We start from the raw sequence: 22,591 nt of genomic DNA on the forward strand, positions 1-22,591 counted from the left end.
GCTAGGGTTTTGAAAAAAATTTAAGTAATTTAAACCTGAAAAATAAACTTTAAAAATTTCTTTACTCTTTCGTAGGGAGGATACCGCAGATTTGAATCAAATAAAAAACCTTTGAAAGTAATAGATTTTTGATTTGAAAAATTTCGAAACCCTTCTTCTCCATGAAATTTACCAATACCACTTTGCCCAACGCCTCCAAAAGGTAAATTTGGAATAAGGACTGGTAGCATCACATCATTTATACAAATTGTTCCTGAGCTGGTTACTTTTGAAATGTAATTATGGATTTTTTTATTGCCTCCAAATAAGTAGATTGCTAAGGGCTTTGATGTTTGACTAATTTGTTTTAAAGCTGATTCCTTATCATCAATTCCAATTACTGGAAGTAGTGAACTGAATAATTCTTTCTGCAAAATATCTGTTTCATTTAATTTAGTTCTCAAAATTGTAGGAGATATTTTCAACTTTTTTTTACTAAAAGTCCCCCCAAATAAAATTCTTTTTTCTTTTTCGTATTGTTTGATAATTTCTACAGTTGATGAAAATTGTTTTTTCTCCAATTTTGATAGGTTTTCGGAAATAATTGGATTAACTCCGTAAAAACTTTCTATGTATTTCTTTAATTTTTCTATAAAAATATTTTCAATTTCTTTATCTACAAAGATATGATTCGGAGCCATGCAGGATTGACCAGAATTAAAAAATTTACCCCAAACAATTCTTTTTGCAGTCACTTCTAAATTTGCATTCTTGAAAACAATTACAGGATTTGTTCCGCTTAACTCAAGAGTTAATGGAGTTAAGTTTTTTGAAGCTAATTTCATTATAGATTTTCCAGTTTCAGTACTTCCTGTAAAAAAAATGTGGTCAAAATTTTGTTCAATTAATTTTATGGATTGTTTATTATCACCCTCTACTGTCATTAGAACATCTTTACGGAAATATTTGGAAGTAAGCTTTTTAATAAGTTTTGAGGTCGCAGGACATTTCTCTGATGGTTTTATAACTGCAGTATTACCTGCTGAAAAAATATTTATCAATGGCTTTAAAATATAAAGTAATGGATAATTATAAGGACCAAGAATTAAGACACATCCAAGAGGTTCATAAATAACTTTGGAGGATGATGGAAATAGATAAAAAGGGGTATCAATCTTTTTTGGTCGCATCCAAGAATTGAGTTTCTTTTTTATAAGTGAAATTTCTTCTTTCACTAAAAGGATTTCTGAAAGCCCTTCAATTTCAGATTTGCCGAGATCAACAAAAAGTGATTTAATTATCTCTTTTTTATTTTCATCCAAAAGTTTAGAAACTATGTTGATATGATGGATCCGCCATTTTATATCTTCAGTTTTACCAGTGAGAACTGTATTTTTTAATTTATAGATGTCTTCTAAATGAAATTTGTCAGAAATTTTCATTTTTTACCTTTGAATAGTATTAAATATATCAGAGGATAAATTGAAAATAATTAAGGTTTTTTAGTCAGTTAAATCAAAGCGAATGATTTATGAGAAATAATCAAATTTATTAATATTGCTTTTAAAAATTCAAATTTTTCTTGGTTACTATATTTCTATGAGGGAAAATTTTTCAATTAGATTGATATCTATAAATGAAATACCAGAAGTCACAAACTGGGCAAGGTTAGAAGGATTTTCTCCTGGAATGGATGATTTATCAATTTATAGAAATACAGATAAACAAGGGGTATGGGTAGCTTGTCTAGACAATAATCCTATAGGCTCTATTGCGTGTATAAAATATAATTCATCGTATGGTTTTATAGGTTTATTTATCGTTAAAAAAGAATTCCGAAATAATGGATATGGAGTGAGATTATGGAAACATGCCCTCGAATATTTGAAAAATGTTGATTGTATTGGTCTTGAGGCTGCCCCAGATAGATTAAATGATTACGCAAAGTGGGGGTTTATAAAATCTTCCATTACAAATCGATGGAAATTAAATAGTTCTCAAGATTTGCCATTGAGAAATTTCTATAAAGATCAATTTCATTCTTTTAAAGTTGTCCCGGGTAATAAAATTTCTTCTGAAGCAGTCTTAATTTATGATGATCAAAGAGAACCTAGTCCCAGACCACATTTTCTAAATGACTGGTTGAAAAATTCTCATGGTAATGTCAGTGCAATTGTCGATAATAATGGGATGTGCCATGGATTTGGCAGGATAAGACCTTGTGTATTGGAGGATAATGAGCAAGGCTGGAGAATTGGCCCTCTTTTAGCTGATACTCCACCACTTGCTGAATTATTAATAAGGGAGTTAGTTGGTGATTTAGATGCTCAAATCTTATTGGATTGCTCTAATCTGAACCCTTATGCAAATTATCTTTTATCAAGTTTGGGATTTAAGGAAATATCAAAAACTTACAGAATGTATAAAGGCATTCAACTTCCCTGCCCTATGAATCAAGTATACGGACTTGCCTGCTTGGAACTGGGGTGATTTCCTGTAAGGCGTTCATTCCCCCTTTTTTTCTGTAATACTGAAAGAAGTTTTTTGGATTAAGATTAACTTCCAGAAGTTTTCAAAATTTTTTTTACAATATCGGCGTTGATTATAGTGATCTCTCCATTGTCAATATTGGCAACTTGAAACAAGGTCCATGAATTTGGATTTCTAGCTCCTCCAATACAGTCGATAACTTGACCGACCCAATAATTTTCATCCTTTTCTTTAGTATCTTCGCAATTTTCTTTTTTAATTGCGACATAATCACCAGGCCTAACGAAAAGAAACTCAGGAGTTACTGAGCTCACAATAAATAACTAATAGTATATACGTACTATAGTAAGTTATTAGTTTTGTTGCTGAACTTTGAATTATTTAGCAAACTAGGGGTAATTCAAAAATAAAATGGAATCAACTGAAATTGCTATATTTTCAACATTATTGGGATTAATTCTAGCTTTAACTGACGCTTATATAGAAAGAAATATTCCTGGATAATATTTCTAATTCATTTATTAAATTAAATAAGATTTAAGCTGGTCTAATATGTCGGCACGGTTGGAAACTAATTTTGTAAAAACTAAATATATCAACCCTCCCATTGCGAGTCTTCCGTTAATTTTTTCTAACTGCTTTAGTTTTCTCAAAATTACCCTTGCGGTTAAACAAAATTTAAAGGGTATAGAAAATAAAAAAGTATTGATTACTTCAAAATTAAAAAAAAATTAAAGAAATATTATTTCAAACACGAATTAAATTTAAAGCCAAGCTTCTTTCATCTCAAGATAAAGTCTCTCGCTCTCAGCAGAATTAATTTTGCTGTCTGAATAAGATTGTTGCTGTTGCTGTTGCTGCTGCTGAGTTGAGTTAGTATTAGGATTTTGGACTTCGCTCATTATTGAGAAATGAAATTTGTGTTTATTCTCTCATATTTAGAGCTTTTTTTGTCAACTTAAATTCTTAAATTTTATTTAAATTTTCTACGTTTTTAATTTTCCTGTTTTGAGTTAATTTATTTCGCTACAGTAGTTTTGGTATATAGGAATTTAACTTCCCAATATACAATTCCTAGGAAGATAGCACTTGCAATAATAATTTCCGAAATGGCTAGCATTTTATTTCTCAATACTAATTTAATTTTGGTATCAATTTACACAGAATGCAATAGGTACTAATTACATTTAAAAAAAATCTTATTTAATAAAATAACGCGTCGAAATAATATAAAATTCTAAGTTAGATACATATTATTTCCGTGGGAAATTTCATAAATTCAACAACTCTTATACCTTTAATACCTTTAGTAACCTCTTTATTTATTCTTATTTTATTGGCAAGTTTTAACAGAACACTTAACAGGTTAACAAAACCAGTTACTGCACTGGTTGCATTATCTTTATTAAGTTCTGCTTTTATAAGCTCATTTGACTATTTTAAGAAAATAGAAAAAGAATTAGTTTTATCTGAATTTCTCAAATTTTTTGAAGAAAAAAATTTAGTTATTCATCTCAATTTATTAAATGAAAAAATTATAATTTTTTTCTCATTGATAATGATATTAATTATTGGAACATCTTTTTATAAATTGCCTAGAAAAAAAGGTTATATCTCATTAATGATTAGCCTAGGATTAATTTCTTCTTCGGTGATACTCTCAATATTGCTAATAGATTTCTCAGCACTAATCTAAACTGTTGTAAGCATTGACAAAGCTTGGTTAAGTTCTTGGACATGATTTAATTCATCTTGAGCAATTTCTCTTATTTTTTGATCATTTGGATTATCTATTAAATATTTGGAATAAGTTTCAAATGCATGTTCTTCGATTTTTATGTTGACGTCATAAGCATTAGATGGAGAGAAAAAATAATAAAAAACCATAATCCAGTAATAGACAAGCACAAGGTGTCTTGCAAAAAATCTATCAATCCAGAACCTATCTCCTCCTCTTTTTTCCATTTCTTGTAGATGCTCAGTTTCGTTAATAGCTTGATAAAAATGTTCTTTCATTAAAATCATTGTTTTTTCATTTTTAATTCCTAAGGATTCTTTAAAATGAAGAACCGAAAGAAATGCAAAATAAGGAGATCTAGCTATTACTTCTAAAACCCAAAATCTTTGTAAAGATCTACCAGAGTATATGAAGTCTAAGAAGTTAACAGTACTATTCAAAATCAAAGAATTTAATTTTTTCATAAATACCTTTTTCTTTAAGTATAATTACCCAGCCACTTGAGGTCTATAAAGTATTGAAGTAATTAACCAAAAATTAATATTTATATTCTAAAAATTGTTACTTCCATTGAAATATTTTTTTTTCATGCATTAATTGGATAGATAAAAATTTTATATGACAACTACTGAAAAAATTGCAAATGCCAAAAAGAGGATTGATGAATTAGAAAGACTTATAAAATATTGGAATGATTCAGAACGTGATGAGGCAAAAATAGTAAATTTTAATATCAATAGTGTAAATAAAGTTGCTTAGATTTTGATGATTAAGGCTGACTAACTTATCCACTTAAAGTGATTTAATATCTTTCAGGTTTCGAATATTGTTTAATTTATAAATAGAGCAATTAAACCTATTCTCAAAAACGGTAAGAAAGAAATAGTCTAAAAGAAAAATCTATATGAAAACCTTTTCAAAAAAATATTTAGTTCCGATTAAATTTATACCATGGGTTTTTTGGGTATTTATAACTTTTATGAGTATATATTTGTGTAAGATGGCCTGGGTAAATTGAATAATTAATGAAACTAGCTTCTCTTTAGCCAACCAGGAGCACCTCCAAACCAATCCGATATATCATCTTCATTTGGGTTGAAATGATTTTCTTTATTTAGTCCATCTATCCCAAATGATTGCAAGAGGTTATCAATCCCCCCATCATTTTTTGTACCATTCCTTCTAAAGCTGTTAGCTTTTTTCAGCCAAAGAGAAATTGTAGAGTTATGGTGCGCAAATTTCTCAACATATATCCTTTCTTCTAATGTAATTGATTTATCTTGAGCAATTCTTTTAATTATTCCTTGGATCTTTAGTCTTTTTGAATTACTAAGAAGCATTTTTAATAAGTTCATTATTCTTTTTATAGGAAGGATTATTAAATATATCTTGTCAATGTTAATTTCAACAAATTAACCCTCTTAAAAGGTTTTTAAGCAAGAAAAGTTTTAAGACACTAAAAAAAGGGATCAATAAGTTACGCTTGATACGTTTATTCATTTATCAAACTTATAATTCCTACAAATTAGATAATAAAAATCAATCCATTCATGAGGATACTTTAAAATTATGATGAGTGGATGCAGTTGTTGCGCTATAGTAAAAATGTACTAATATTAGTACAGATGTATTATTAAGATATGAAAGTGATTTCATCTTCTCCTTATGCCCCTTTTAATTCAAAAGAGTGGAATTCTCTAATAAGCAAAAATGCAAAGTTTGAAAATACTCCAATAAAGATTCAAAAAAAATTTTATAAAACTTTTACTCTAAAAAAAATTGAAAAAGATGAACTTTTGCAAGAGAAGTATGAATTGCATCAACAAATGCAACTTGTATTCGGTTAGAAAATATTAACTAACAATCTTTTTATTGAATATTATTTTAAGAGATCCCATTTTTTGTTAGATTAGTAGAAATACAAGAAGGATTTAATTTGGCTGTAGATCGAGAACTTTTAAAAGAAGTTACCCAAGAACTTTGGAATACCGTAAAAAAACTAAGACCTGAAATTGATCGGCAAACTCGACTTCAATTAGTTTTAAAGGCCTTATTAACTATTGGTGATTTGCCAGATCAAATGCAAGCTGCCATGGTAGTAGGTGTTTGCGCAGAAATGGATAAGAGTGATGTTGATAATGTTGGAACTAATTCGCAAACTCAAGATTCAAGCGGAGTTGATACTTCTACTGGTAGAAAAGTAGTCAGAAGAAGTTCAGCCAAATAAACCTTAAACTATCATCCTTTAATTTTCTTTGATTCGTTTTTATTAAGTCTATTGAATAGGTAATATGAAATTACAAGTAAGAGAGGAACGAATATTGAATGTAAAGTCATCATTAATTCTGTTTGGCCCATTCCTATAAGATTTGACTCGCTTGGAAGTTGTTCCGACCAAGTGCCAACTAAATGCCATGCTTGAGGAATTGATAAGAAAAACATATAAGAGCTATAAGTTAAGTTTATGTTCAGATAAAGATTATCATTATTGAACGTTTTTGCTTTCTTTATTCTTATTTCTTAACTAAGTATTTGTAGAGTTATAAAAAAGAACTTGATTCATAAATTTATTTTCTTAAGAATAGTTTTAAATTCTTTTTTACCAATAATTTTTTCAGCTGCGTAAGCGCCACTTGCTGAAACAGCAGGAATTCCAATACCTGGAAATGTACTTGCACCGCAAGTAAATAAATTTTTCACAGGAGTTTTGCAGCCTGGGAAAAGACCTTTTGCTGCAGATAATGCAGGGCCATAACTACCGCAATAGGTATTTGTGAATTTTTTATGAGTGATTGGGGTTCCTAGCATCTTTAAATCAATCCTTTCATCTATATCAGGGATGAATTTTCGCACTGCATTAAGGAATATTGAACATCTTTCTTCTTTCAAATTTCTATATTCTAATTCCTTTGGATTTAGGTTTTCCCAAATTTCCCAAGGTTCATTTGCGGGAGTATATCCATGAAGAACATGTTTTCCTTCAGGGGCCATATTTTTATCTAAAACAGATGGGATTGAAAATACAGCTATATTTCTTTCTGCGGTTATACCTTTTTCCCACTCATCAACATGTATCGCATGTATTGGCAAATTTTCAAGACCATCAGAATCAAAACCTAGATGTATATGAAGGAAAGAATCACATTTATTAGGGTTCAAAACTTTTGTATTCCATTTATTTGAAATTTCATTTGGAATTAACTTTTTTAAATTCCAAATATCAGTATTCGTGACAACAGATTCACAACTATAGCTAGAACCATTATTTAGAGTTATTCCTGTTGCTAAATTTTTATTAAAGTTAATTGTCTTTACTCTCGAAGAGAGAATTAATTCTCCTCCATTTTTTTTAAATCCATTAATTAAGGCTTTTACTATAGATTCACTACCTCCTTTAGGGTATTCAAGGTATGAATTTGGTTCAAACCATTCGTTGAATAAAGTAGCCATCGCAGCTGTATTTGTATCATGCATTGACATACCACTTATCAAAAAGCTCAATAAATCAACCCAATTTCTGAGAAAAGGATCCTCTAGATGATTATTTACTAAATTCCCAAAGCCTTTATTAATTTTTGGTATTTGATTGATATTAGGTAAAAATTTTGAGATTAAATTTATTAGATCTAAGAAATTTATTGATTCGGGAGAAAATGAGAGTAAAGGTATTTCATTTATTATTTGGCTAAGAGGTTTTATACCGGAAATAAATGATTCCCATTCTTTAACAGATTTCTCACCTCTTAAAGTTTTAATTGTTTGTTTAAAAGGTTCTTCCCCAACATCAAGATTAAAATTGCCTTCTGGGACGATTACTTGCCAACCTTTGTATTGAAATAGTTCAACTTCTTCATCTAGTAATTTAAGAATTTGCCCTAGGGGATTAGTTGTCGGCCATTTGCCTATTCCACTCCATAATGAAGGGCCTGATTCGAAAGTGTAACCTTTTCTTTTGAAACTGTGAGCAACACCTCCCGGCTGAGTATGTGCTTCACATATGAGAACTTTCTTACCTGATAAAGCGAGAATCGATCCACAGCATAATCCTCCTATTCCACTACCGACTATTACTACATCGTACTTCTTCATTAAATATTTACTTTACTCTGCTCGTAAAACTAATGCGTTTTAGACAAATGTATTTGTTGAAGTTGTAATGCTTAGAACAACTGCAAGGAAAAATATATAAGGGACTGCTTTAAGAGGAATGTATCCTTGGCTTTTAGAAATAAAATCCATTGATTTAGTTACTTAATGTAAACATAATAGCGAGTTCTTGTTCCTTATGTGTGCCAAAAAATTATTTTTTTGGAAATATATTGAAATAAAGAAATCTTTTATGAGAGATTTTTTAACTAAGAACATTTTTTATGAAGTTATCTTAGTATTTGATTCTTAGATTAAAATCTCTTATGAAACACTTTCCTGATATTAATGAGATAAAACTATTAGAAAAAAATTCCCAAAAAAATGGTAGCGGAATTGTATATGAGGAATTGTTAGGAATATGGAAGTTTAAGTATGTATGGGGTAAGGAGTCAAATGAAATCAAAAATATACCAAGTTCGATTCTCCAAGTATTGTCGGCAAGACTCGAATTGAAAAATAAAAATAAAGAGGATCAAATAAATTATGAAATAAAAAATTCAATTAATTTCGGATTATTAAATATTACTTTTATAGGCAGTGCAGAATTAAAAGGGCTTAGACCTTTATTGGCTTTTTATTTTGAAAAATTGAAAATTAGTATTAGTAGTTTTCCAGTTTTTAATAAGGAATTAAAAAAACCAGAAGAAAAAAAAATGCCTTTTTTCTCTCTTATAGGAATTAGCACTAAAGATAATTGGTTATGTGCTCGAGGAAGGGGCGGAGGGCTTGCAATATGGGTTAAGTCTTAATTTAGTGATATTCTCCTGGATGATCTACCTTTCTTACGGTAACTTTATCAACTTTTTGTCCATTAAATCTTAAAAGATCATCTCCTGAAAAGTCATAACCTAAGCGTTGACCAATTAGGGCTACATCATCCGCTGTAGAGGATGATGTAACCTGCTTTTTTAAGTCTTCATCAGATTGCATCTTGATTAAAAATTTTCTTATTTCAGAAAAACTCATTACTAGAATTTGATTGATTGATGTAAAAGAAATTTATAAAATCTTTTTCTTAGTAAGAACAAGATAAATAGATAATCATTATACTATTTTTATGACTTACTTATTCCTCTACATAGTTGGCATAATTTTAATTTGGTGGATATATCGCGTTGGTTGGATTGAGGCGCTCAAAACAGTAGTTAAAGTTATAGTTCCCTCCGCGCTTATTATTTTATTTAATATTAAAGCCGGAAGATTACTTTTTAAAAGTCCTGTAGTCGGTTTACTAAGCGCTTTGCCTACCTCTATTTTTATTTTTAGAGGTTCATTGCCTTTAGTTAGTTATATAAATAACTGGATTGAAAATAAAATAAATAAGTATGATGATTCGGAAGTTATAGATACTGATTCTGTGCCTTTAGATGATTAATTTAATCAAATCCAAGAAATAATTCTTTGTGTACAACAAGAACATCAAATAAAGTTGTTCCATGAATAGGACTTAATGGGATTTTGTCTATATTCAATGCTTCTGCGCAAATTAAATGAGCATCCCATTTTGTATCGTGATCACTTATTTCAATTGACCACTCAATTACTTTTTTGAAATGATCTGGCATCTCCGAACCAATTTTTCTACAAATTTGACATAGAACTGACAAAAGAGGAGGCTTTGATGGCCTTTTTAAATCTTTAATAAGACTAGTCTGCGTAAAAACACTTGTATAGCGGATGTAGTCTATTAATTCATATTCTTCTTTAGTAAGAGCTGCTTTATCTAATGCTCTTTCAAATTCGTCTATGGGGGTTATGGGCCTATCCAAGATATTAATTTTTGCTGTTTTCTGAATCTATTTTTTCTTGATTAATTTCATTGGTTTGATTGCTTTCTATAGATTTAGGAGATTCATCTTTATCTTCTTCGTTAATAACTTGATCGATTTCATTTTGAAATTCATTCGACGCTTTTTTAAGACTTTTCAAAGTTTTACCAAGCTGTTTTCCTAATTCTGGAAGCTTTTTGGGACCAAAAATTAAAAGAGCTAAGATAAGTATTACAGTAACTTCAGGCAAACCTACACCAAAAATATTCATAACTGATAACTATTTAACTAATTAGGAAATCTACTATTAAATATAGTCAAATCATGTGAAAATTTCATTCTTGGAAAAGCTTTTTTAATATTAAAAAATTTTGAAAAATATTATTGTTATTAATACTCCTTTAAAGAAAACTAACCAAAGTAATTGATAATCACTCAATTTGAATTTTTTTTGGTACCAATTTATAAGAGTTTTATGTTTAGCTATTAATTTTCTCATTTTCACCGAGATTATTTATTCCTATCACTTATTTTATCTTAATTTCTTTTATTATTAATTTGTAGAAATCTTATACTCACCTCAAATTAGATTTTTCTATTTAATTTTAATCTTTTTCTAAATTAATTTTTTTCTAAATTATTGAAACTATTGGCTAAATATCTACTAACAAAAAAAATGAAGTACTTATTTGTTGTTTTTTACCTTTTTTTTCTAATTAATCCAGCTGAAGCCGTTACTACAAAAATGTTTAAAGTATTGGATACTTGTGCAAGATATCGACTCGGTGAGATTAATGCTAATGAGGCTATAGAAAAACTAAAATTAAAATTAACAAATTCTTCCACTAGTGAGCCAAAGGACCTAGTAAAAAAATATTGCGCAGTATTTACTCCAAATGAAAAAATTGAATTTTAAACTTAGTAATACATATTTAGTTATTCTCTTTTGAATAACCTTTAGCTTTGTTTCGTATTTCTTTAACTTTTTTGAAATTATTTATTTTTAAATTAAAAATAACTCCTAAAAAAAGAAGAAGAAATAAAAAAATATAAATTATTAATTCCATATTATTGAATTAATAAATTCACCTTAGTTTATTTCAATAATTTTTTAGTATCTTTTAAAACAAAAAAACCGACTTTAATATTTGCTATTTACTTTAAGGCCACAATAAAAACATATTAACCTCTAATATGGAGCTTTATAAGAATCATTGTGAAGATTGGAGATAAAATTCCCGAATTTTCTTTACTGGATCAAAATGGAGTTAAAAGATCAAATAAGGGACTAAAAAATCCCCTTGTTTTGTTCTTTTATCCAAAAGATGATACTCCGGGTTGCACTATAGAAGTTTGCGGATTTAGAGATAAGTATGACTTATTTAAAGTATTAGGTGCACAAGTTTGGGGAGTAAGTAATGGAAGTACATCAAGTCATTTAGCATTTGCCAATAAAAATAAATTACAATATCCATTACTTTGTGATACGAATGACTCTCTTAGGAAAGCTTTTAAAGTTCCTAAAGTATTAGGTTTTATGGATGGTAGGGTAACTTACGTTATCGATCGCAAAGGGACAGTTAGGCATATTTTTAGAGATTTATTGAATGGTCCTGAACACATTAAAGAGGCAATTAGAGTACTTAAGGAAATTCAAAATCAATAAATTATTATTCAAAGAATTTTAGATTAATAAATTTTGTTTTATTATTGTTTCAGCTTTTTTTTAAATATATGAAGAAAATGGGAATGCAGGCTGTTGATCTTGCTATTGAAAATGGAGTGGATCTTGACGGTACTCCAATCCCTCAAAAAATGCTAGATCTATACAATAGAATTATGGATGAGGAGAATAAAAGACAAAGGAGTGGTGTTAAAAAATCAATGAGAAATAGATGCGTCAAAACGGGTTCTAAGCATTTTGATAAAGAAACATTGAATCAATTATTAATAGACTCTGGATGGGAAGGTCTTAAAGAAAAGGAAATTTTATTTTTTTATAACTAAAAAAATTTTTTAATTATCTTAAATATCATTTATGGTAATTAATTATATAAATAAATAAACTGAGAAATAATTAAATATTTTTTTAGATCTAATTTTTTGATTTATTTAAACCATCCTTTTTTTTCAGACGAAATTATTTTCTCTTTTTCAGCTTTTGTTCTATTAATTGCTTTTTTGAAAGCCAAGTTGGCTTCTATAACTGTAACTATTGATATAAAAAAAAGACCAGAAATTCCAATTATTTGTTCACTTTGAGAGGGTTCTGAATCTCCCTGCAAAAAAAAACCTAAAGCGAACCATGCAGTACTAGCAGTGATGGTAATAAAATAGGGTTTCCATCTTCTTTGATATAAGTAACCCGATCCTAAACCTGGAAGAAAATTTAAAAAAGATGCCACCCACCCTTTTGAAGATGCAAGTATTTCGTCTCTTGAGGGATAAGACATCTATATTAGGTATTTATTAAATGTGAATTTATATAAGCGAAAGATATTGCTGCGCAAATTACCCAGCTAAAGGGTAAGAACATTCTTATTTTTTCTTTATTATTATTCATTTTTTTATTATGGAAAATATTTTTTAAATCTGTGGATTTAATGGATTCCTTAAGATTAAAAGAATTAAAAAAGACGGTTAAAAACCGTCTTTGGAAAAAATAATTTCTCTAAAAATAAATTATTTATCTTTTGAAGCTGAGAGTACTTTAAGTTCTTTTTTTACTTCTTTTTCTCTTTCTTCAAGATGTTTTAGTTGAGCTTTAAAAGCATCTTCAAGCCTTACTTTTTGTTTTGTAATTTCATCAAGCTCTTCTTGATGTTGGTTTTTCTTTAACTCCTTCATTTCACTATCGGAAATAACATATACTGGGCGATATGAAGGTGTTTCAAAAAGAAGATCAAACATTGAATACATAAGTGACCTTTGAATTAGTACATGCTCAATATCTGATAATTCTTTGAAATATGAAAGGATAAATACCGAAGATATTGATACGGCAAATACACCGAATTTCGGTTTACCTAACTTAACCGCCCAGTATTTACCGATCAAATTTCAAGATATGTTTTAAAGTATTAAGGAAATGATTCTAAAGATCTAAATCAAAAAGAAATAAAAATGGATTTAAAAATTACTAAAACATTAGTAATACCATCCAACGAAATTAAGTGGCGATTTTCCAGATCCTCCGGTCCTGGAGGACAAAATGTAAATAAAATTGAAAGTAGAGTAGAGATTATTTTTAATTTAGAAGATTCCAAAGTATTAAATGATTATCAGAAAGAAATTCTTAAGAGAAACTTGAAAACCAAATTAGTGAATAATAGCTTACGTTTAGCGGTTCAAGAACACAGAAATCAATTATTAAATAGGCAGCTAGCTTTAATGAAATTTAGTTCAATCCTAAAAAATGCTTTAAATAAACCATTTAAATTAAGAAAATCTACACAACCCACTAAAGCATCACAAAAGAAAAGAGTTGAGGTTAAGAAAAAACGTGGCGAATTGAAAAAAAGTAGACAAAAAGAAAAAATGTATCAAATATGAATAAACTAAATAAATATTTTTCTCGCAGATTGCAATTAAACATGTGATAAATTTAATTTAATTTTTGGTTTATTGAATTCAACTAATGATTTCTGGTTAATAGACTCCAATTTTGTAGGGGTGATGCGTTTCTACAAAGATAAAGATCATTCTGATAAATCTATTGATTATATGTTTATTGAAGAAGGAATTATTATGGGAATACATGGAGAAAATCCTCCATTGATGAAAACTAGAAAAAAAATTTTAATAGAAGAAGCAAGATTATTGTGGCAAAAATTGTTAAATGAAGGTTGGCAAAAAACTAATAAAAAATGGTGAGTAGATTTTACAAAAACTTTTTTAATTTCAGAAAATAAATGAACCTTTAGGGTATAGCCTGGAAATTTTTTCCTGTTGTAAATATTTCTTTTTTTTGATGTCTTTTTCATATCTTCTCAACATAATTAGATAGTTTGTAACTCCAAAAATTACTAAAAAGACAATAAATCTTATTCCTGCCTCAAAGTTCATATGAGAATTAAGCTTTATTTTAATCTGACAATTACTAATCAAAAATCAATCGGTATTTATATCTAATTAGAACGTCTACGGAAATTTTTTTTTGATTTTACTGCATAAAAAATACATAACAAAAGTAATATTAAAATTGCACTAAAGCTTCCGATTGGGTTTGGAATATTTTGTGTAAAAGGACCTGCTAAAAAAGAAGGTGTATTTTCTTTGAATTCTATTAATCCGTTATTTATAAAAAACCAAATACCCACAAGTCCCCCATGAAGTCCTACGCAATTCCATAGAGAACCTTTATCTCTAATTTTGACTAATGATAGAAATATCCCAAGTAAAATAAATCCTATACGTAATCCTATTATGTTCCAAAATATGTCATTTGATAAATTATGGACAAAGCTAAAAACTATAGCTTGTAAAGCTATTGATATTTTTGTACCATATTCAAATTTTAGTTCTTCTAGTAACCATCCTCTAAAAATTATTTCCTCTGCGAATCCAACACCTAATCCCAGTACAATAGAATTTAATAACATTATTGGAGAGAATTCACCTATCCAAGAAATATAATTTTTTTGCAATAGTGGTACCAGAATTAGAATTATTAAAACTAAGGAAAATAAGATACCTTTAGAAAAATTGACAAAGTTTTTTAAAAAATTTTCTTTAGTTATCCCAAGAAGTACCCAAGCACTTGATTTGTTTCGTTTGATGTAAAACCAATATGGGAGTAAAAAGATAAAAAGAAAGAAAGTAATAATAGTTCCAATTAAGGATAAATTTTGTTCTTCAACATTAAACAATAAAAGTGGCTGAGATAAAGCCCAGCCAATGCCATAAAGAATTGGAATAAAAAATATTGTGGATAAAAATCTTGGTCTTAAAAGAAAAAAACTTTTAATTAATATCATTAAATTTTTCATTTTAGTTTGAATATTAATTAACCCCAGCCTTTGCCTTTTATTATTCTAACTAATTGTTCAAAAAGTTTTAGCTTTTTCTTTTTATTATAGTTTATGTTTTTTGAAAGATTAGATAAATCTTTATAAAATTGCCGAGTTATTTTATCTTCTTTATCACTAGGCCATAGTAAGTCTGACCCCTCTTCATATTCTTCTTTATATCTTTCTTTATTCAAATTTTTTTATATCGTAATAATTTAAATTTTACTTATTGCAAATGTTTAAAAGTGATGTTTATTAAATTTGTTTATTTATTTAAAATTTATGCTGATTAATCTTTCAACTTTAATTTTTACGTTATTATCCCCATTGCTTATTTTTGCAGTAATAGTATCGGTTTACTTATTTCATTAGGAAGTATTTAACAAATGAAATTAATTATTTTAAGGGTGTATTATGCCTACTTTTTCTAATGCAAATGATAAAACTGCAATTACGGCCATTACTGTTAAGATCTTGTTCTTTTTGATGAAATCCATAATGCATATAAATAATCTATTTATTAAATTCTTATATAAAATAATAAATAATTAAAATTATTATAACAATTAGAATGGAACCCATATATGTAGGAGATTTACTTCCCTCAATAGCTTTTTATAAAAAGATAATTGAAAAATATGATAAAGGTATAAAAGAAGGGGAATTTTATGAAGAAACTATAGGAGGAGATTTTAATTACCCTGATTGGTAAATATGCTTACTACAAAAATAACTTTTGCCTTGGCAGATTGGATTAGAGAGTGGAGTAAGTGCCGGGATAAGAATCCTTCTATTGATGAGTGTGTAAAATTTGTTCAGTGGAAATTGGAAGATTATAAACTTTCTGATAGTGATAAAAGAATAATTGAATCAATTTTGCTCTATGAATCTGAATAACTAAGAGATTATAGACTGTATTATTTATATTTATCTATAAAAAACAAAGGATCATTAAAATCCTCTAACAAATTAAGAAAAAAGTAAATCAGCATATTTACGGATTTACTGAAAATATAAAAAGGAGTAATTTATAAATGTTGAGTTCGGAGGCAATCTAAATGATTGATAGTCCGCCTGAAATTTAGCAAATTCCAAAATATAGGAAGCGTATTCCTGAGAATGGGATTATTCGAAAATTAAAGTTCAATCAATTAGTCTGATAAGACTTCGCTTTATAATTACTAGCGACAATAGGGACTGAAATTATCGAGAGAAATCCCCGATTTCACGTATTCTAGGTTTATGAGTAAATAGACTTTAAAATATGTAATTTTATATCCTGTTAGAAGGAAATCAAATATCAAAAAGGACTGTACCACCAGTCCTTTTTTTTTATAAACTACTTCTAAACTAGACTTCTTTTTGGATAATATGGATTTATTAAGTGTTTAAAAATATTTTACAATGAAAGATCAAGTCTTGTTTCCTAAAATTGAAGTTCGTGAAAAGGGTTTTTTACAAGTAAGTGATATTCATAAGATTTATTGGGAAAGATCTGGCAATCCAAATGGTAAAAAAATACTAGTTATTCATGGAGGCCCAGGAGGAGGCAGTCAACCAAGATATAGAAGATACTTTGATCCAGATAAATTTGATATTATACAGTTTGATCAAAGGGGTTGCGGTTCTTCAACTCCTTTCTCCGAATTAAAAGAAAATACGACTAATCATTTAGTTGATGATATTGAGAAATTAAGGATTCTATTAAAAATAGATAGTTGGCATTTGTTTGGTGGATCTTGGGGCTCAACACTTTCACTTATATATGCAATTAAAAATCCCTCAAGAGTTACGAGCTTAACTTTGAGAGGAATATTTTTATGTAGAAAGTTTGAATTATTGTGGTTCTATCAATATGGTGCAAGTGAGATATTCCCTGATGAATTTGAAAAATATATTTCTGTAATACCAAAAGAAGAAAGAAATGATTTAATAAGTTCTTTTTATAAATATCTAACATCTTCAGATGCAAATCTTAGATCAAAAGCAGCAGCAGCTTGGACAAAATGGGAACTCTCAACTAGTCATTTAATAAATAAAAAATTTGATTTTGATAAGTCTCAAGTTAATTCTTTTTCAGATGCCTTTGCAAGGATCGAATGTCATTATTTTATTAATAATATTTTCTTAGAAGATGATTTTATTTTGAAAAATATAAGAGCAATAGAATCGATTCCAACAAAAATAATTCAAGGGAGGTATGACGTTGTATGTCCTGTTAGGAGTGCTTGGGATCTAAATAAGAAATTAAAGAATTCTGAATTAATTATTGTTAATGATGCTGGTCATTCAATGAGTGAAAAAGGTATTACTATCGAATTAATAAAAGCTGTAAAAGGAATTCAAAATCTCTAAAAGAGAGAATATTCCTTTAAAAATTAAAGGCCATTATCTTCAATATTTTGTGCAATACTCCTAAGGAGTTCGACGATATCAGAATCTTCGCATTGAGTATCTTCTTTAAGCAAAATGCACTCGTCTCTAATACTTACATTAGTACTCCACCATATACCTGAACTATTGGTATCGTCCCATTCAAATCTTTCAGACATAATTAATAAATTCTAATAAATACATTAAAGCTTGCATTACTTCATCGTGGATTTATATATTCAATTTCAAAATTTAAAAAACTAACCTATTCACTAAAAAGAATCTGGAAATTTCTGACAATAAAATTTAGAAATCTAATTTCAGTTCGTATTGTATTTCCTTTTCTTTAGAAACAATTTTTTTATTACTTATATTTTTTCTAAGCCTTTTTCTAGAACCATGTTTTAAATAAATTTCTTTTGAGATATCCCAATATCCATCCTTTTTAGTTATTTCCTGAATTTTCTTCTTTGCAGTTTTAGTGCTATTTGGGATGTCAATTATTGGTCTTATGTAATTAATTTGTTCATATTCTTCTTTATTAAATCTAGATAATAACCATGGTTCATGAATGAAATTAAGAGATATATACTTTAATTCTGGTATCCATTTTTTTATAAATTTTCCTTGAGGATCATGATCTTTTCCCTGCTTAATAGGATTATAAATTCTATTGGTATTGATAGATGTAGTTCCAGATTGCATTTGGCATTGGTTCCAATGTATTCCAGGCTCATAATCTACAAATTTATTTGCTAATTCTGAACCTGAATCTTGCCATGGTAGCCATAAATTATAGCTAGCAAAAGACATTAACATAGCTCTCATCCTGAAGTTAATCCATCCATTGAAATTTAATGAGCGCATACATGCATCTATAAAAGGAAAGCCTGTATTACCTGCACTCCATGAATAAAGTAATTCATTATTTTTTTCTCTAATGTTTTTAAAAAAAGGATGGAATTCCCTAAACTCTAGTTCTGGTTCACTTTCAAGTTTCTGAATAAAATGACAATGCCAAGTTAATCTACTTTTTAACATCCTAGAATTATTGTTTTTTGATATATTTGCTTTATTAAAAATTTCTTTTAATGAAATGCATCCCCAACAAATATATGGGGATAGTCTTGAACAGCTATCAAATGATTTTTCTGGGCTAGAAATATCTTTTGAATAAGAATCTAATTTTTTACTAAAGAAGTATTGCATTCTCTCTAAACCTCTCTTTCTTCCACCTTTAATTCTTCCTGGACAAGTTTCTTTTTTAAAGGGAAAAATTCCGTCTGAGGGTATTTCTCCAACATCAAAGTTAATAGAATTAATTCTTAATGGAGCTTTAAGTAAGTTTTTTTCAGAATTTTCTTGCCACTTTTTAGACCAATTATTCCTATCTAAATTTCCTCTAAAAACTGAAAATTGTAGAAATTCCTTCCAAATAATATTTTTGCTTAAAGCCCATTCTCTTACTTTTTGATCTCTTTTATAAGTAAGCCAATCTCCGGTTTCTTGATGGCTATATATACCTTTGATTTTAAATTTTGAACTAATTTCATCAAAAATATTGATAACATTGCCAGTTCTAATAATTAATGGTTGTCCAATCTCAGCAAGTGCATTTCTTAAGTCTATTAAACTTTCTTTGCAAAATTGCCATTGTCTATCTGAATGAGTATTTTGGCTCCAAATATCTAACTCAATAATATAAATAGGTAAAATATAATTATCTTTAATAGCCTCACAGAGAGCTTCGTTATCAAAAATTCTTAAATCTTTCTTAAACCATAAAATATTTATTTCTTTCATAATTTTTTCTTTTAATCCTAGAAAAATAAGATTAAGTTTGTAGGTAAAAAATATAAAAAATTTTAGAATAACTAAAAATCAAAAAAATGAAAATAACAAAAAAACTTTGGGAGGATAATTATGAGATTGCTTTACTGAGTTTAAATACAAAATTTGTTCAAGGTTTAAAGAATGGAAGTCTCCCTAAAAATATATTTCAAGAATATTTAGCTCAAGATTATTTCTTTTTAGAGACTTTTGCTAGGGCTTATGGTCTTGCTGTTTCCAAATCAAAAGATAAGTACTCAATAAGGAAGTTAAGTGAACTGTTAATGGGCGTTTCAGAGGAGTTAATACTTCATGAAACCTATGCAAAAGAATGGGATATTGATTTGTCTAATAACTATATAAAAAAAGCCACTAAAAATTATACAGATTTTCTTGATGATACTTCCAAAAGACTTAGCTCCGTTGAAATAATGTTTGCAATGACTCCATGTATGCGACTTTATTCTTGGATAGGAAAAAGTTTGTATAAGGAGGATTTTGACATTAAATATAAAGAATGGATAATTACTTATTCTGATGAGAGCTTTGAAAAGCTAGCAGATTCACTTGAAAATCTTATTGAGACTAATAAAGAATTATATGATATTAATCATGCTAAATATTTATACAGGAGAGCTATGGAATTGGAGTTAGATTTTTTTAATGCATATTCAAACTTTTGATTTAAATTAAAATTTATTTATAGTACTTTCAAAAATGAGTTATTAAATTATGTATTCAAAAATTGCACTTTCAATAGGAGGTAGTGACTCTGGAGGTGGAGCAGGCATACAGGCTGACTTGAGAACTTTCATGGCTCTTAAAGTACATGGATGTTCTGTTATTACATGTATTACGGCACAAAATAGTATAGAGGTTACATGCGTTCAACCAGTAGAGAAGAATACTTTATTAAATCAGTTAGATACTTTATTTGCTGATTTTGGTATTGATGCTTTAAAAACTGGGATGTTATTAAATGAAAGGATAATTAATGATACTGCTTCAAAATTAAACTCATACAAAATAACCAAAATTATTGACCCAGTAATGGTTACAAGAACTGGTTCTAAATTACTGGAAGATTCTGCTATTAATGCTTATAAAAAACTCTTATTACCAATTTCTGATTTGGTAACTCCAAATATTTATGAAGCAAATCTACTTTCTGGTTTAGAAATAAGGAGTAAAGAAGATTTCGAAAATTCAGCAAGAAATATTATTGGTCTTGGAGCTAAAGCGGTACTTATAAAAGGTGGTGGTTTAAAAGATATGAAAGGTAAGGATTTTTTTCTTGACTTAAATGGTAGAAAAGAGTGGCTCTTTAATAATTTTATAAATACAAAAAATACCCACGGTAGCGGCTGTACTTTGAGTGCTGCTATTTGTGGTTACAAAGCTCTAGGTTTTGATCTACTTGATTCCATACAAAAAGCGAAATTATTTGTTGAGAAATCTTTAGAAAATTCTTACAAAATAGGATCTGGCCCTGGTCCATTAGGCCATCATTGAATTATTTATAGAAGTGGATTTAGAACCACCATTTTCTGTAGGGCTTTTTTAAAAATAAGATTTCTTCAGTCTCCCATCCTCCCTCCAACCACTCAAGATGCTCAAGCAATAAAGACTCACTTTCCCTTTTGCTTAATTGCCCAATTCTATTAGCGATACCATCGAACCTTACTTTCATCAATTCCTCAATCTTGATGTTATTCATAGGTTAAATAATAAATTTGTTCTACTCTTACTTGTATAGATTTTCTTGTCAACGATTTAATTTTATTTGTTTACGAGTGGTTCTTAAATATGTATTAAATACAACTTTTTGAAATAGATAGTAATTAAGACTTATTCACATGTATTTAATTAAAGACTAATTTATATAAAAATACTTTAACTATGAATAAAGAAGAAACAGCAAAGCAAAAAACTATTTTAAACGTGGGCTATTGTGAAACTACCTCTGAATGGCTCAAGAGAATCATAACTGAACTAGCAGATGAAAATAAAAATTTTGTAGATTTATCAATTATTTGTGCTTAATTTTTTAGAGAATATATTTATTTTCAGGTTTTATTAATTTAAGACAAAATTAAATTATATTTTTGTAAAGTGAATCCTAATCAGAAAAATATTGAAATAATAAAACAATTTAATTTATCGCCTCATCCTGAAGGTGGATGGTTTAAGGAGATCGTAAGGAGTAAGAATTCTCTAGTTAGGGAAGATGGCCAAAGTAGAAACTTTATTACGGGAATTTATTATCTTTTGGAAAGAGATGCTAAAAGTGCTTGGCACAGAGTAAAAAATGCTGATGAAATTTGGATTTATCTAAGAGGCGACCCTCTGAATTTATGGTGCCTAGATAATGATAATAAGTTAATAAGAAATTTAATTTTAGATTCCAATAATCCAGTAGAAATGATCCCATCTGGATATTGGCAAGCTGCAAAAAGTACAGGTGAATTTACTTTAGTGAGTTGTTGTGTTGGCCCCGGCTTTGATTTTAAGGATTTTGAATTACTCAGGGATACAAATCATACTTCTAGATTAGATAAAGCAATAAATGATCTTATTTGAGATATTTTTTCGTTTATATTTTTGAAATTATCCTTTAGATTTATAGAGCTCAATCAATCTATATTTAATGAATCAAAATTCTGTCAAAACAATTGGTATTAATGATGAATCAAGACAAGATTCACACTTAGTATATGTAAATCAGGTTGATGGATTAAAAAATATCCTTAATAGGGATTTTGATAAATGGTCTAATTTTGATAGTTGGGAAAGTATTTCAGTTCAGCAATGGATTTTTTCTAGGGCCTTAGAGGTTTATAGAGGTATGAAAATTGATATTAAATGCGATTGTTGTGAACGTAATAATTTAATCCCAAATGATTTTGAGAGTATTAAAAAAGAAAAATGCTTTGGTAAAAAAAGTGCTTACATGATTGAAAAAGTTGTAGATGAAATTGTATTAGCTAAGGCAAGAAGAGAAAGTGATGGAACATATTCTGCGTAAGATTCATAAATATTTATGGAGTGAAAAATCCTTTAATTACCAGTGAAAATTATCAGAAGATCCAATCGTTAAATTTCTTGTGGACATCTTATGGAACTTAAAGTGTACCGAATCACTGAACTCCTTTTCATCTGAGTAATTCACAAGATCCACTGGGTCGATGTTTTCATCGAACCATGCATCATATTCAATATGGTTAGGTTCTGCAAAATAACTCATATCCAATTAA

The 22,591-nt window shown here is 28.5% G+C and carries 37 protein-coding genes; 20 read left to right on the forward strand and 17 right to left on the reverse strand.

Annotated features, from left to right (window positions below; translation table 11 throughout):
• Positions 1 to 29: 29 nt before the first annotated feature.
• A complete protein-coding gene (locus HA148_RS01775; RefSeq protein ID WP_209129673.1) occupies positions 30 to 1,421 on the reverse strand; it encodes an aldehyde dehydrogenase family protein in 1,392 nt (463 codons plus the stop codon).
• 157 nt (positions 1,422 to 1,578) lie between these two features.
• On the opposite strand from HA148_RS01775, the gene HA148_RS01780 reads away from it, so the two are divergent.
• Positions 1,579 to 2,469, forward strand: a complete 891-nt coding sequence (locus tag HA148_RS01780; RefSeq protein ID WP_209129676.1) for a GNAT family N-acetyltransferase — start codon at positions 1,579 to 1,581, stop codon at positions 2,467 to 2,469.
• 65 nt (positions 2,470 to 2,534) lie between these two features.
• Here the strand turns inward: HA148_RS01780 and HA148_RS01785 are convergent, their stop codons facing one another.
• Together HA148_RS01785 and HA148_RS01790 are read right to left on the reverse strand one after the other, a co-directional pair.
• Positions 2,535 to 2,783, reverse strand: a complete 249-nt coding sequence (locus tag HA148_RS01785) for a DUF3104 domain-containing protein (RefSeq protein ID WP_209129678.1) — start codon at positions 2,781 to 2,783, stop codon at positions 2,535 to 2,537.
• A gap of 450 nt (positions 2,784 to 3,233) precedes the next feature.
• Positions 3,234 to 3,371, reverse strand: coding sequence for a hypothetical protein (locus HA148_RS01790; protein WP_002807298.1), 138 nt, complete (start codon positions 3,369 to 3,371; stop codon positions 3,234 to 3,236).
• Between the two features lie 359 nt (positions 3,372 to 3,730).
• Here HA148_RS01790 and HA148_RS01795 point away from each other — a divergent pair, with 359 nt between their 5' ends.
• A complete protein-coding gene (locus tag HA148_RS01795) occupies positions 3,731 to 4,165 on the forward strand; it encodes an NADH-quinone oxidoreductase (RefSeq protein WP_209129680.1) in 435 nt (144 codons plus the stop codon).
• On the opposite strand, the gene HA148_RS01800 is transcribed toward HA148_RS01795, so the two are convergent.
• On the reverse strand, positions 4,162 to 4,671 hold the full coding sequence (locus HA148_RS01800; protein ID WP_209129682.1) for an alternative oxidase: 510 nt from the start codon (positions 4,669 to 4,671) through the stop codon (positions 4,162 to 4,164). The genes HA148_RS01795 and HA148_RS01800 overlap by 4 nt on opposite strands.
• Positions 4,672 to 4,825: 154 nt before the next feature.
• Here HA148_RS01800 and HA148_RS01805 point away from each other — a divergent pair, with 154 nt between their 5' ends.
• Positions 4,826 to 4,966, forward strand: coding sequence for a hypothetical protein (locus HA148_RS01805; protein ID WP_209129684.1), 141 nt, complete (start codon positions 4,826 to 4,828; stop codon positions 4,964 to 4,966).
• 272 nt (positions 4,967 to 5,238) lie between these two features.
• Here the strand turns inward: HA148_RS01805 and HA148_RS01810 are convergent, their stop codons facing one another.
• A complete protein-coding gene (locus HA148_RS01810; protein WP_209130230.1) occupies positions 5,239 to 5,547 on the reverse strand; it encodes a hypothetical protein in 309 nt (102 codons plus the stop codon).
• 300 nt (positions 5,548 to 5,847) lie between these two features.
• Between HA148_RS01810 and HA148_RS01815 the strand changes: the two genes are divergently transcribed.
• Positions 5,848 to 6,054, forward strand: coding sequence for a hypothetical protein (locus HA148_RS01815; RefSeq protein WP_209129686.1), 207 nt, complete (start codon positions 5,848 to 5,850; stop codon positions 6,052 to 6,054).
• A gap of 89 nt (positions 6,055 to 6,143) precedes the next feature.
• Entirely contained in the window at positions 6,144 to 6,434 is a 291-nt protein-coding gene (locus tag HA148_RS01820) for a TIGR03894 family protein (protein ID WP_025894015.1), read from the forward strand.
• An 11-nt stretch (positions 6,435 to 6,445) separates the two neighbouring features.
• On the opposite strand, the gene HA148_RS01825 is transcribed toward HA148_RS01820, so the two are convergent.
• A complete protein-coding gene (locus HA148_RS01825; RefSeq protein WP_025931386.1) occupies positions 6,446 to 6,649 on the reverse strand; it encodes a hypothetical protein in 204 nt (67 codons plus the stop codon).
• A 117-nt stretch (positions 6,650 to 6,766) separates the two neighbouring features.
• Positions 6,767 to 8,296 carry a phytoene desaturase family protein gene (locus HA148_RS01830; RefSeq protein ID WP_209129688.1) on the reverse strand — a complete coding sequence of 510 codons (1,530 nt, stop codon included), beginning with the start codon at positions 8,294 to 8,296 and terminating at the stop codon, positions 6,767 to 6,769.
• A gap of 323 nt (positions 8,297 to 8,619) precedes the next feature.
• Here HA148_RS01830 and HA148_RS01835 point away from each other — a divergent pair, with 323 nt between their 5' ends.
• Entirely contained in the window at positions 8,620 to 9,105 is a 486-nt protein-coding gene (locus HA148_RS01835) for a hypothetical protein (RefSeq protein ID WP_209129690.1), read from the forward strand.
• 1 nt (position 9,106) lies between these two features.
• Here the strand turns inward: HA148_RS01835 and HA148_RS01840 are convergent, their stop codons facing one another.
• Entirely contained in the window at positions 9,107 to 9,322 is a 216-nt protein-coding gene (locus tag HA148_RS01840; protein WP_025891412.1) for a Nif11-like leader peptide family natural product precursor, read from the reverse strand.
• 91 nt (positions 9,323 to 9,413) lie between these two features.
• Between HA148_RS01840 and HA148_RS01845 the strand changes: the two genes are divergently transcribed.
• Positions 9,414 to 9,731 (forward strand): hypothetical protein, encoded by a 318-nt coding sequence (locus tag HA148_RS01845; protein ID WP_209129693.1) that lies wholly within the window; start codon positions 9,414 to 9,416, stop codon positions 9,729 to 9,731.
• 1 nt (position 9,732) lies between these two features.
• Here HA148_RS01845 and HA148_RS01850 read toward each other — a convergent pair whose 3' ends face one another.
• Together HA148_RS01850 and HA148_RS01855 are read right to left on the reverse strand one after the other, a co-directional pair.
• Entirely contained in the window at positions 9,733 to 10,125 is a 393-nt protein-coding gene (locus HA148_RS01850) for a hypothetical protein (protein WP_079299747.1), read from the reverse strand.
• 4 nt (positions 10,126 to 10,129) lie between these two features.
• A complete protein-coding gene (locus HA148_RS01855; protein ID WP_209129695.1) occupies positions 10,130 to 10,396 on the reverse strand; it encodes a TatA/E family twin arginine-targeting protein translocase in 267 nt (88 codons plus the stop codon).
• Positions 10,397 to 10,801: 405 nt separating this feature from the next.
• Here HA148_RS01855 and HA148_RS01860 point away from each other — a divergent pair, with 405 nt between their 5' ends.
• The 3 genes from HA148_RS01860 (at position 10,802) to HA148_RS01870 (ending at position 12,132) form a co-directional block, all read left to right on the forward strand.
• Positions 10,802 to 11,041, forward strand: coding sequence for a non-structural protein (NS2)-like protein (locus HA148_RS01860; protein WP_209129697.1), 240 nt, complete (start codon positions 10,802 to 10,804; stop codon positions 11,039 to 11,041).
• Between the two features lie 300 nt (positions 11,042 to 11,341).
• Positions 11,342 to 11,791, forward strand: coding sequence for a peroxiredoxin (locus HA148_RS01865; protein WP_209129699.1), 450 nt, complete (start codon positions 11,342 to 11,344; stop codon positions 11,789 to 11,791).
• Between the two features lie 68 nt (positions 11,792 to 11,859).
• Entirely contained in the window at positions 11,860 to 12,132 is a 273-nt protein-coding gene (locus tag HA148_RS01870; protein WP_025953439.1) for a small RNA NsiR4-regulated ssr1528 family protein, read from the forward strand.
• A 101-nt stretch (positions 12,133 to 12,233) separates the two neighbouring features.
• On the opposite strand, the gene HA148_RS01875 is transcribed toward HA148_RS01870, so the two are convergent.
• Together HA148_RS01875 and HA148_RS09545 are read right to left on the reverse strand one after the other, a co-directional pair.
• Complete coding sequence (locus HA148_RS01875) at positions 12,234 to 12,578, reverse strand: hypothetical protein (RefSeq protein WP_209129701.1); 345 nt, start codon at positions 12,576 to 12,578, stop codon at positions 12,234 to 12,236.
• A 229-nt stretch (positions 12,579 to 12,807) separates the two neighbouring features.
• Positions 12,808 to 13,182 carry a hypothetical protein gene (locus HA148_RS09545; RefSeq protein WP_245151975.1) on the reverse strand — a complete coding sequence of 125 codons (375 nt, stop codon included), beginning with the start codon at positions 13,180 to 13,182 and terminating at the stop codon, positions 12,808 to 12,810.
• 66 nt (positions 13,183 to 13,248) lie between these two features.
• On the opposite strand from HA148_RS09545, the gene arfB reads away from it, so the two are divergent.
• Together arfB and HA148_RS01890 are read left to right on the forward strand one after the other, a co-directional pair.
• Positions 13,249 to 13,677 carry an alternative ribosome rescue aminoacyl-tRNA hydrolase ArfB gene (arfB, locus tag HA148_RS01885; RefSeq protein WP_209129703.1) on the forward strand — a complete coding sequence of 143 codons (429 nt, stop codon included), beginning with the start codon at positions 13,249 to 13,251 and terminating at the stop codon, positions 13,675 to 13,677.
• Positions 13,678 to 13,749: 72 nt separating this feature from the next.
• Entirely contained in the window at positions 13,750 to 13,998 is a 249-nt protein-coding gene (locus HA148_RS01890; protein ID WP_209129705.1) for a DUF1651 domain-containing protein, read from the forward strand.
• A 254-nt stretch (positions 13,999 to 14,252) separates the two neighbouring features.
• Here the strand turns inward: HA148_RS01890 and HA148_RS01895 are convergent, their stop codons facing one another.
• Both HA148_RS01895 and HA148_RS01900 read right to left on the reverse strand, forming a co-directional pair.
• The gene (locus HA148_RS01895) at positions 14,253 to 15,101 is read right to left on the reverse strand and encodes a CPBP family intramembrane glutamic endopeptidase (protein ID WP_245151976.1); all 849 of its coding nucleotides are present in this window, start codon (positions 15,099 to 15,101) and stop codon (positions 14,253 to 14,255) included.
• Positions 15,102 to 15,130: 29 nt separating this feature from the next.
• Entirely contained in the window at positions 15,131 to 15,328 is a 198-nt protein-coding gene (locus tag HA148_RS01900; protein ID WP_209129709.1) for a hypothetical protein, read from the reverse strand.
• A 377-nt stretch (positions 15,329 to 15,705) separates the two neighbouring features.
• Here HA148_RS01900 and HA148_RS01905 point away from each other — a divergent pair, with 377 nt between their 5' ends.
• The 3 genes from HA148_RS01905 (at position 15,706) to pip (ending at position 17,489) form a co-directional block, all read left to right on the forward strand.
• Positions 15,706 to 15,846, forward strand: a complete 141-nt coding sequence (locus HA148_RS01905; RefSeq protein WP_209129711.1) for a hypothetical protein — start codon at positions 15,706 to 15,708, stop codon at positions 15,844 to 15,846.
• A gap of 2 nt (positions 15,847 to 15,848) precedes the next feature.
• A complete protein-coding gene (locus HA148_RS01910; RefSeq protein WP_209129713.1) occupies positions 15,849 to 16,031 on the forward strand; it encodes a hypothetical protein in 183 nt (60 codons plus the stop codon).
• Positions 16,032 to 16,538: 507 nt separating this feature from the next.
• Complete coding sequence (gene pip / locus HA148_RS01915; RefSeq protein ID WP_209129715.1) at positions 16,539 to 17,489, forward strand: prolyl aminopeptidase; 951 nt, start codon at positions 16,539 to 16,541, stop codon at positions 17,487 to 17,489.
• Positions 17,490 to 17,512: 23 nt separating this feature from the next.
• Here the strand turns inward: pip and HA148_RS01920 are convergent, their stop codons facing one another.
• On the reverse strand, positions 17,513 to 17,686 hold the full coding sequence (locus HA148_RS01920; RefSeq protein ID WP_179852285.1) for a hypothetical protein: 174 nt from the start codon (positions 17,684 to 17,686) through the stop codon (positions 17,513 to 17,515).
• Positions 17,687 to 17,813: 127 nt separating this feature from the next.
• Positions 17,814 to 19,310, reverse strand: a complete 1,497-nt coding sequence (locus tag HA148_RS01925; protein WP_209129717.1) for an FAD-binding domain-containing protein — start codon at positions 19,308 to 19,310, stop codon at positions 17,814 to 17,816.
• Between the two features lie 86 nt (positions 19,311 to 19,396).
• Here HA148_RS01925 and HA148_RS01930 point away from each other — a divergent pair, with 86 nt between their 5' ends.
• On the forward strand, positions 19,397 to 20,020 hold the full coding sequence (locus HA148_RS01930) for a TenA family protein (protein ID WP_209129719.1): 624 nt from the start codon (positions 19,397 to 19,399) through the stop codon (positions 20,018 to 20,020).
• 49 nt (positions 20,021 to 20,069) lie between these two features.
• Positions 20,070 to 20,849 (forward strand): bifunctional hydroxymethylpyrimidine kinase/phosphomethylpyrimidine kinase, encoded by a 780-nt coding sequence (gene thiD / locus HA148_RS01935; RefSeq protein WP_209129721.1) that lies wholly within the window; start codon positions 20,070 to 20,072, stop codon positions 20,847 to 20,849.
• A gap of 19 nt (positions 20,850 to 20,868) precedes the next feature.
• On the opposite strand, the gene HA148_RS01940 is transcribed toward thiD, so the two are convergent.
• Complete coding sequence (locus tag HA148_RS01940; protein WP_032515599.1) at positions 20,869 to 21,054, reverse strand: hypothetical protein; 186 nt, start codon at positions 21,052 to 21,054, stop codon at positions 20,869 to 20,871.
• Between the two features lie 182 nt (positions 21,055 to 21,236).
• Here HA148_RS01940 and HA148_RS01945 point away from each other — a divergent pair, with 182 nt between their 5' ends.
• The 3 genes from HA148_RS01945 to HA148_RS01955 all read left to right on the forward strand — a co-directional run bounded on the left by HA148_RS01945 (position 21,237) and on the right by HA148_RS01955 (position 22,362).
• Positions 21,237 to 21,380 carry a hypothetical protein gene (locus HA148_RS01945; protein WP_209129723.1) on the forward strand — a complete coding sequence of 48 codons (144 nt, stop codon included), beginning with the start codon at positions 21,237 to 21,239 and terminating at the stop codon, positions 21,378 to 21,380.
• A gap of 69 nt (positions 21,381 to 21,449) precedes the next feature.
• Positions 21,450 to 21,917, forward strand: coding sequence for a cupin domain-containing protein (locus HA148_RS01950; protein WP_209129725.1), 468 nt, complete (start codon positions 21,450 to 21,452; stop codon positions 21,915 to 21,917).
• A gap of 67 nt (positions 21,918 to 21,984) precedes the next feature.
• Entirely contained in the window at positions 21,985 to 22,362 is a 378-nt protein-coding gene (locus HA148_RS01955; protein ID WP_209129727.1) for a phosphoenolpyruvate carboxykinase, read from the forward strand.
• Positions 22,363 to 22,591: the final 229 nt, after the last annotated feature.

The sequence above is a fragment of the Prochlorococcus marinus XMU1405 genome (assembly GCF_017696275.1).
Lineage (GTDB): Bacteria > Cyanobacteriota > Cyanobacteriia > PCC-6307 > Cyanobiaceae > Prochlorococcus_A > Prochlorococcus_A marinus_AB.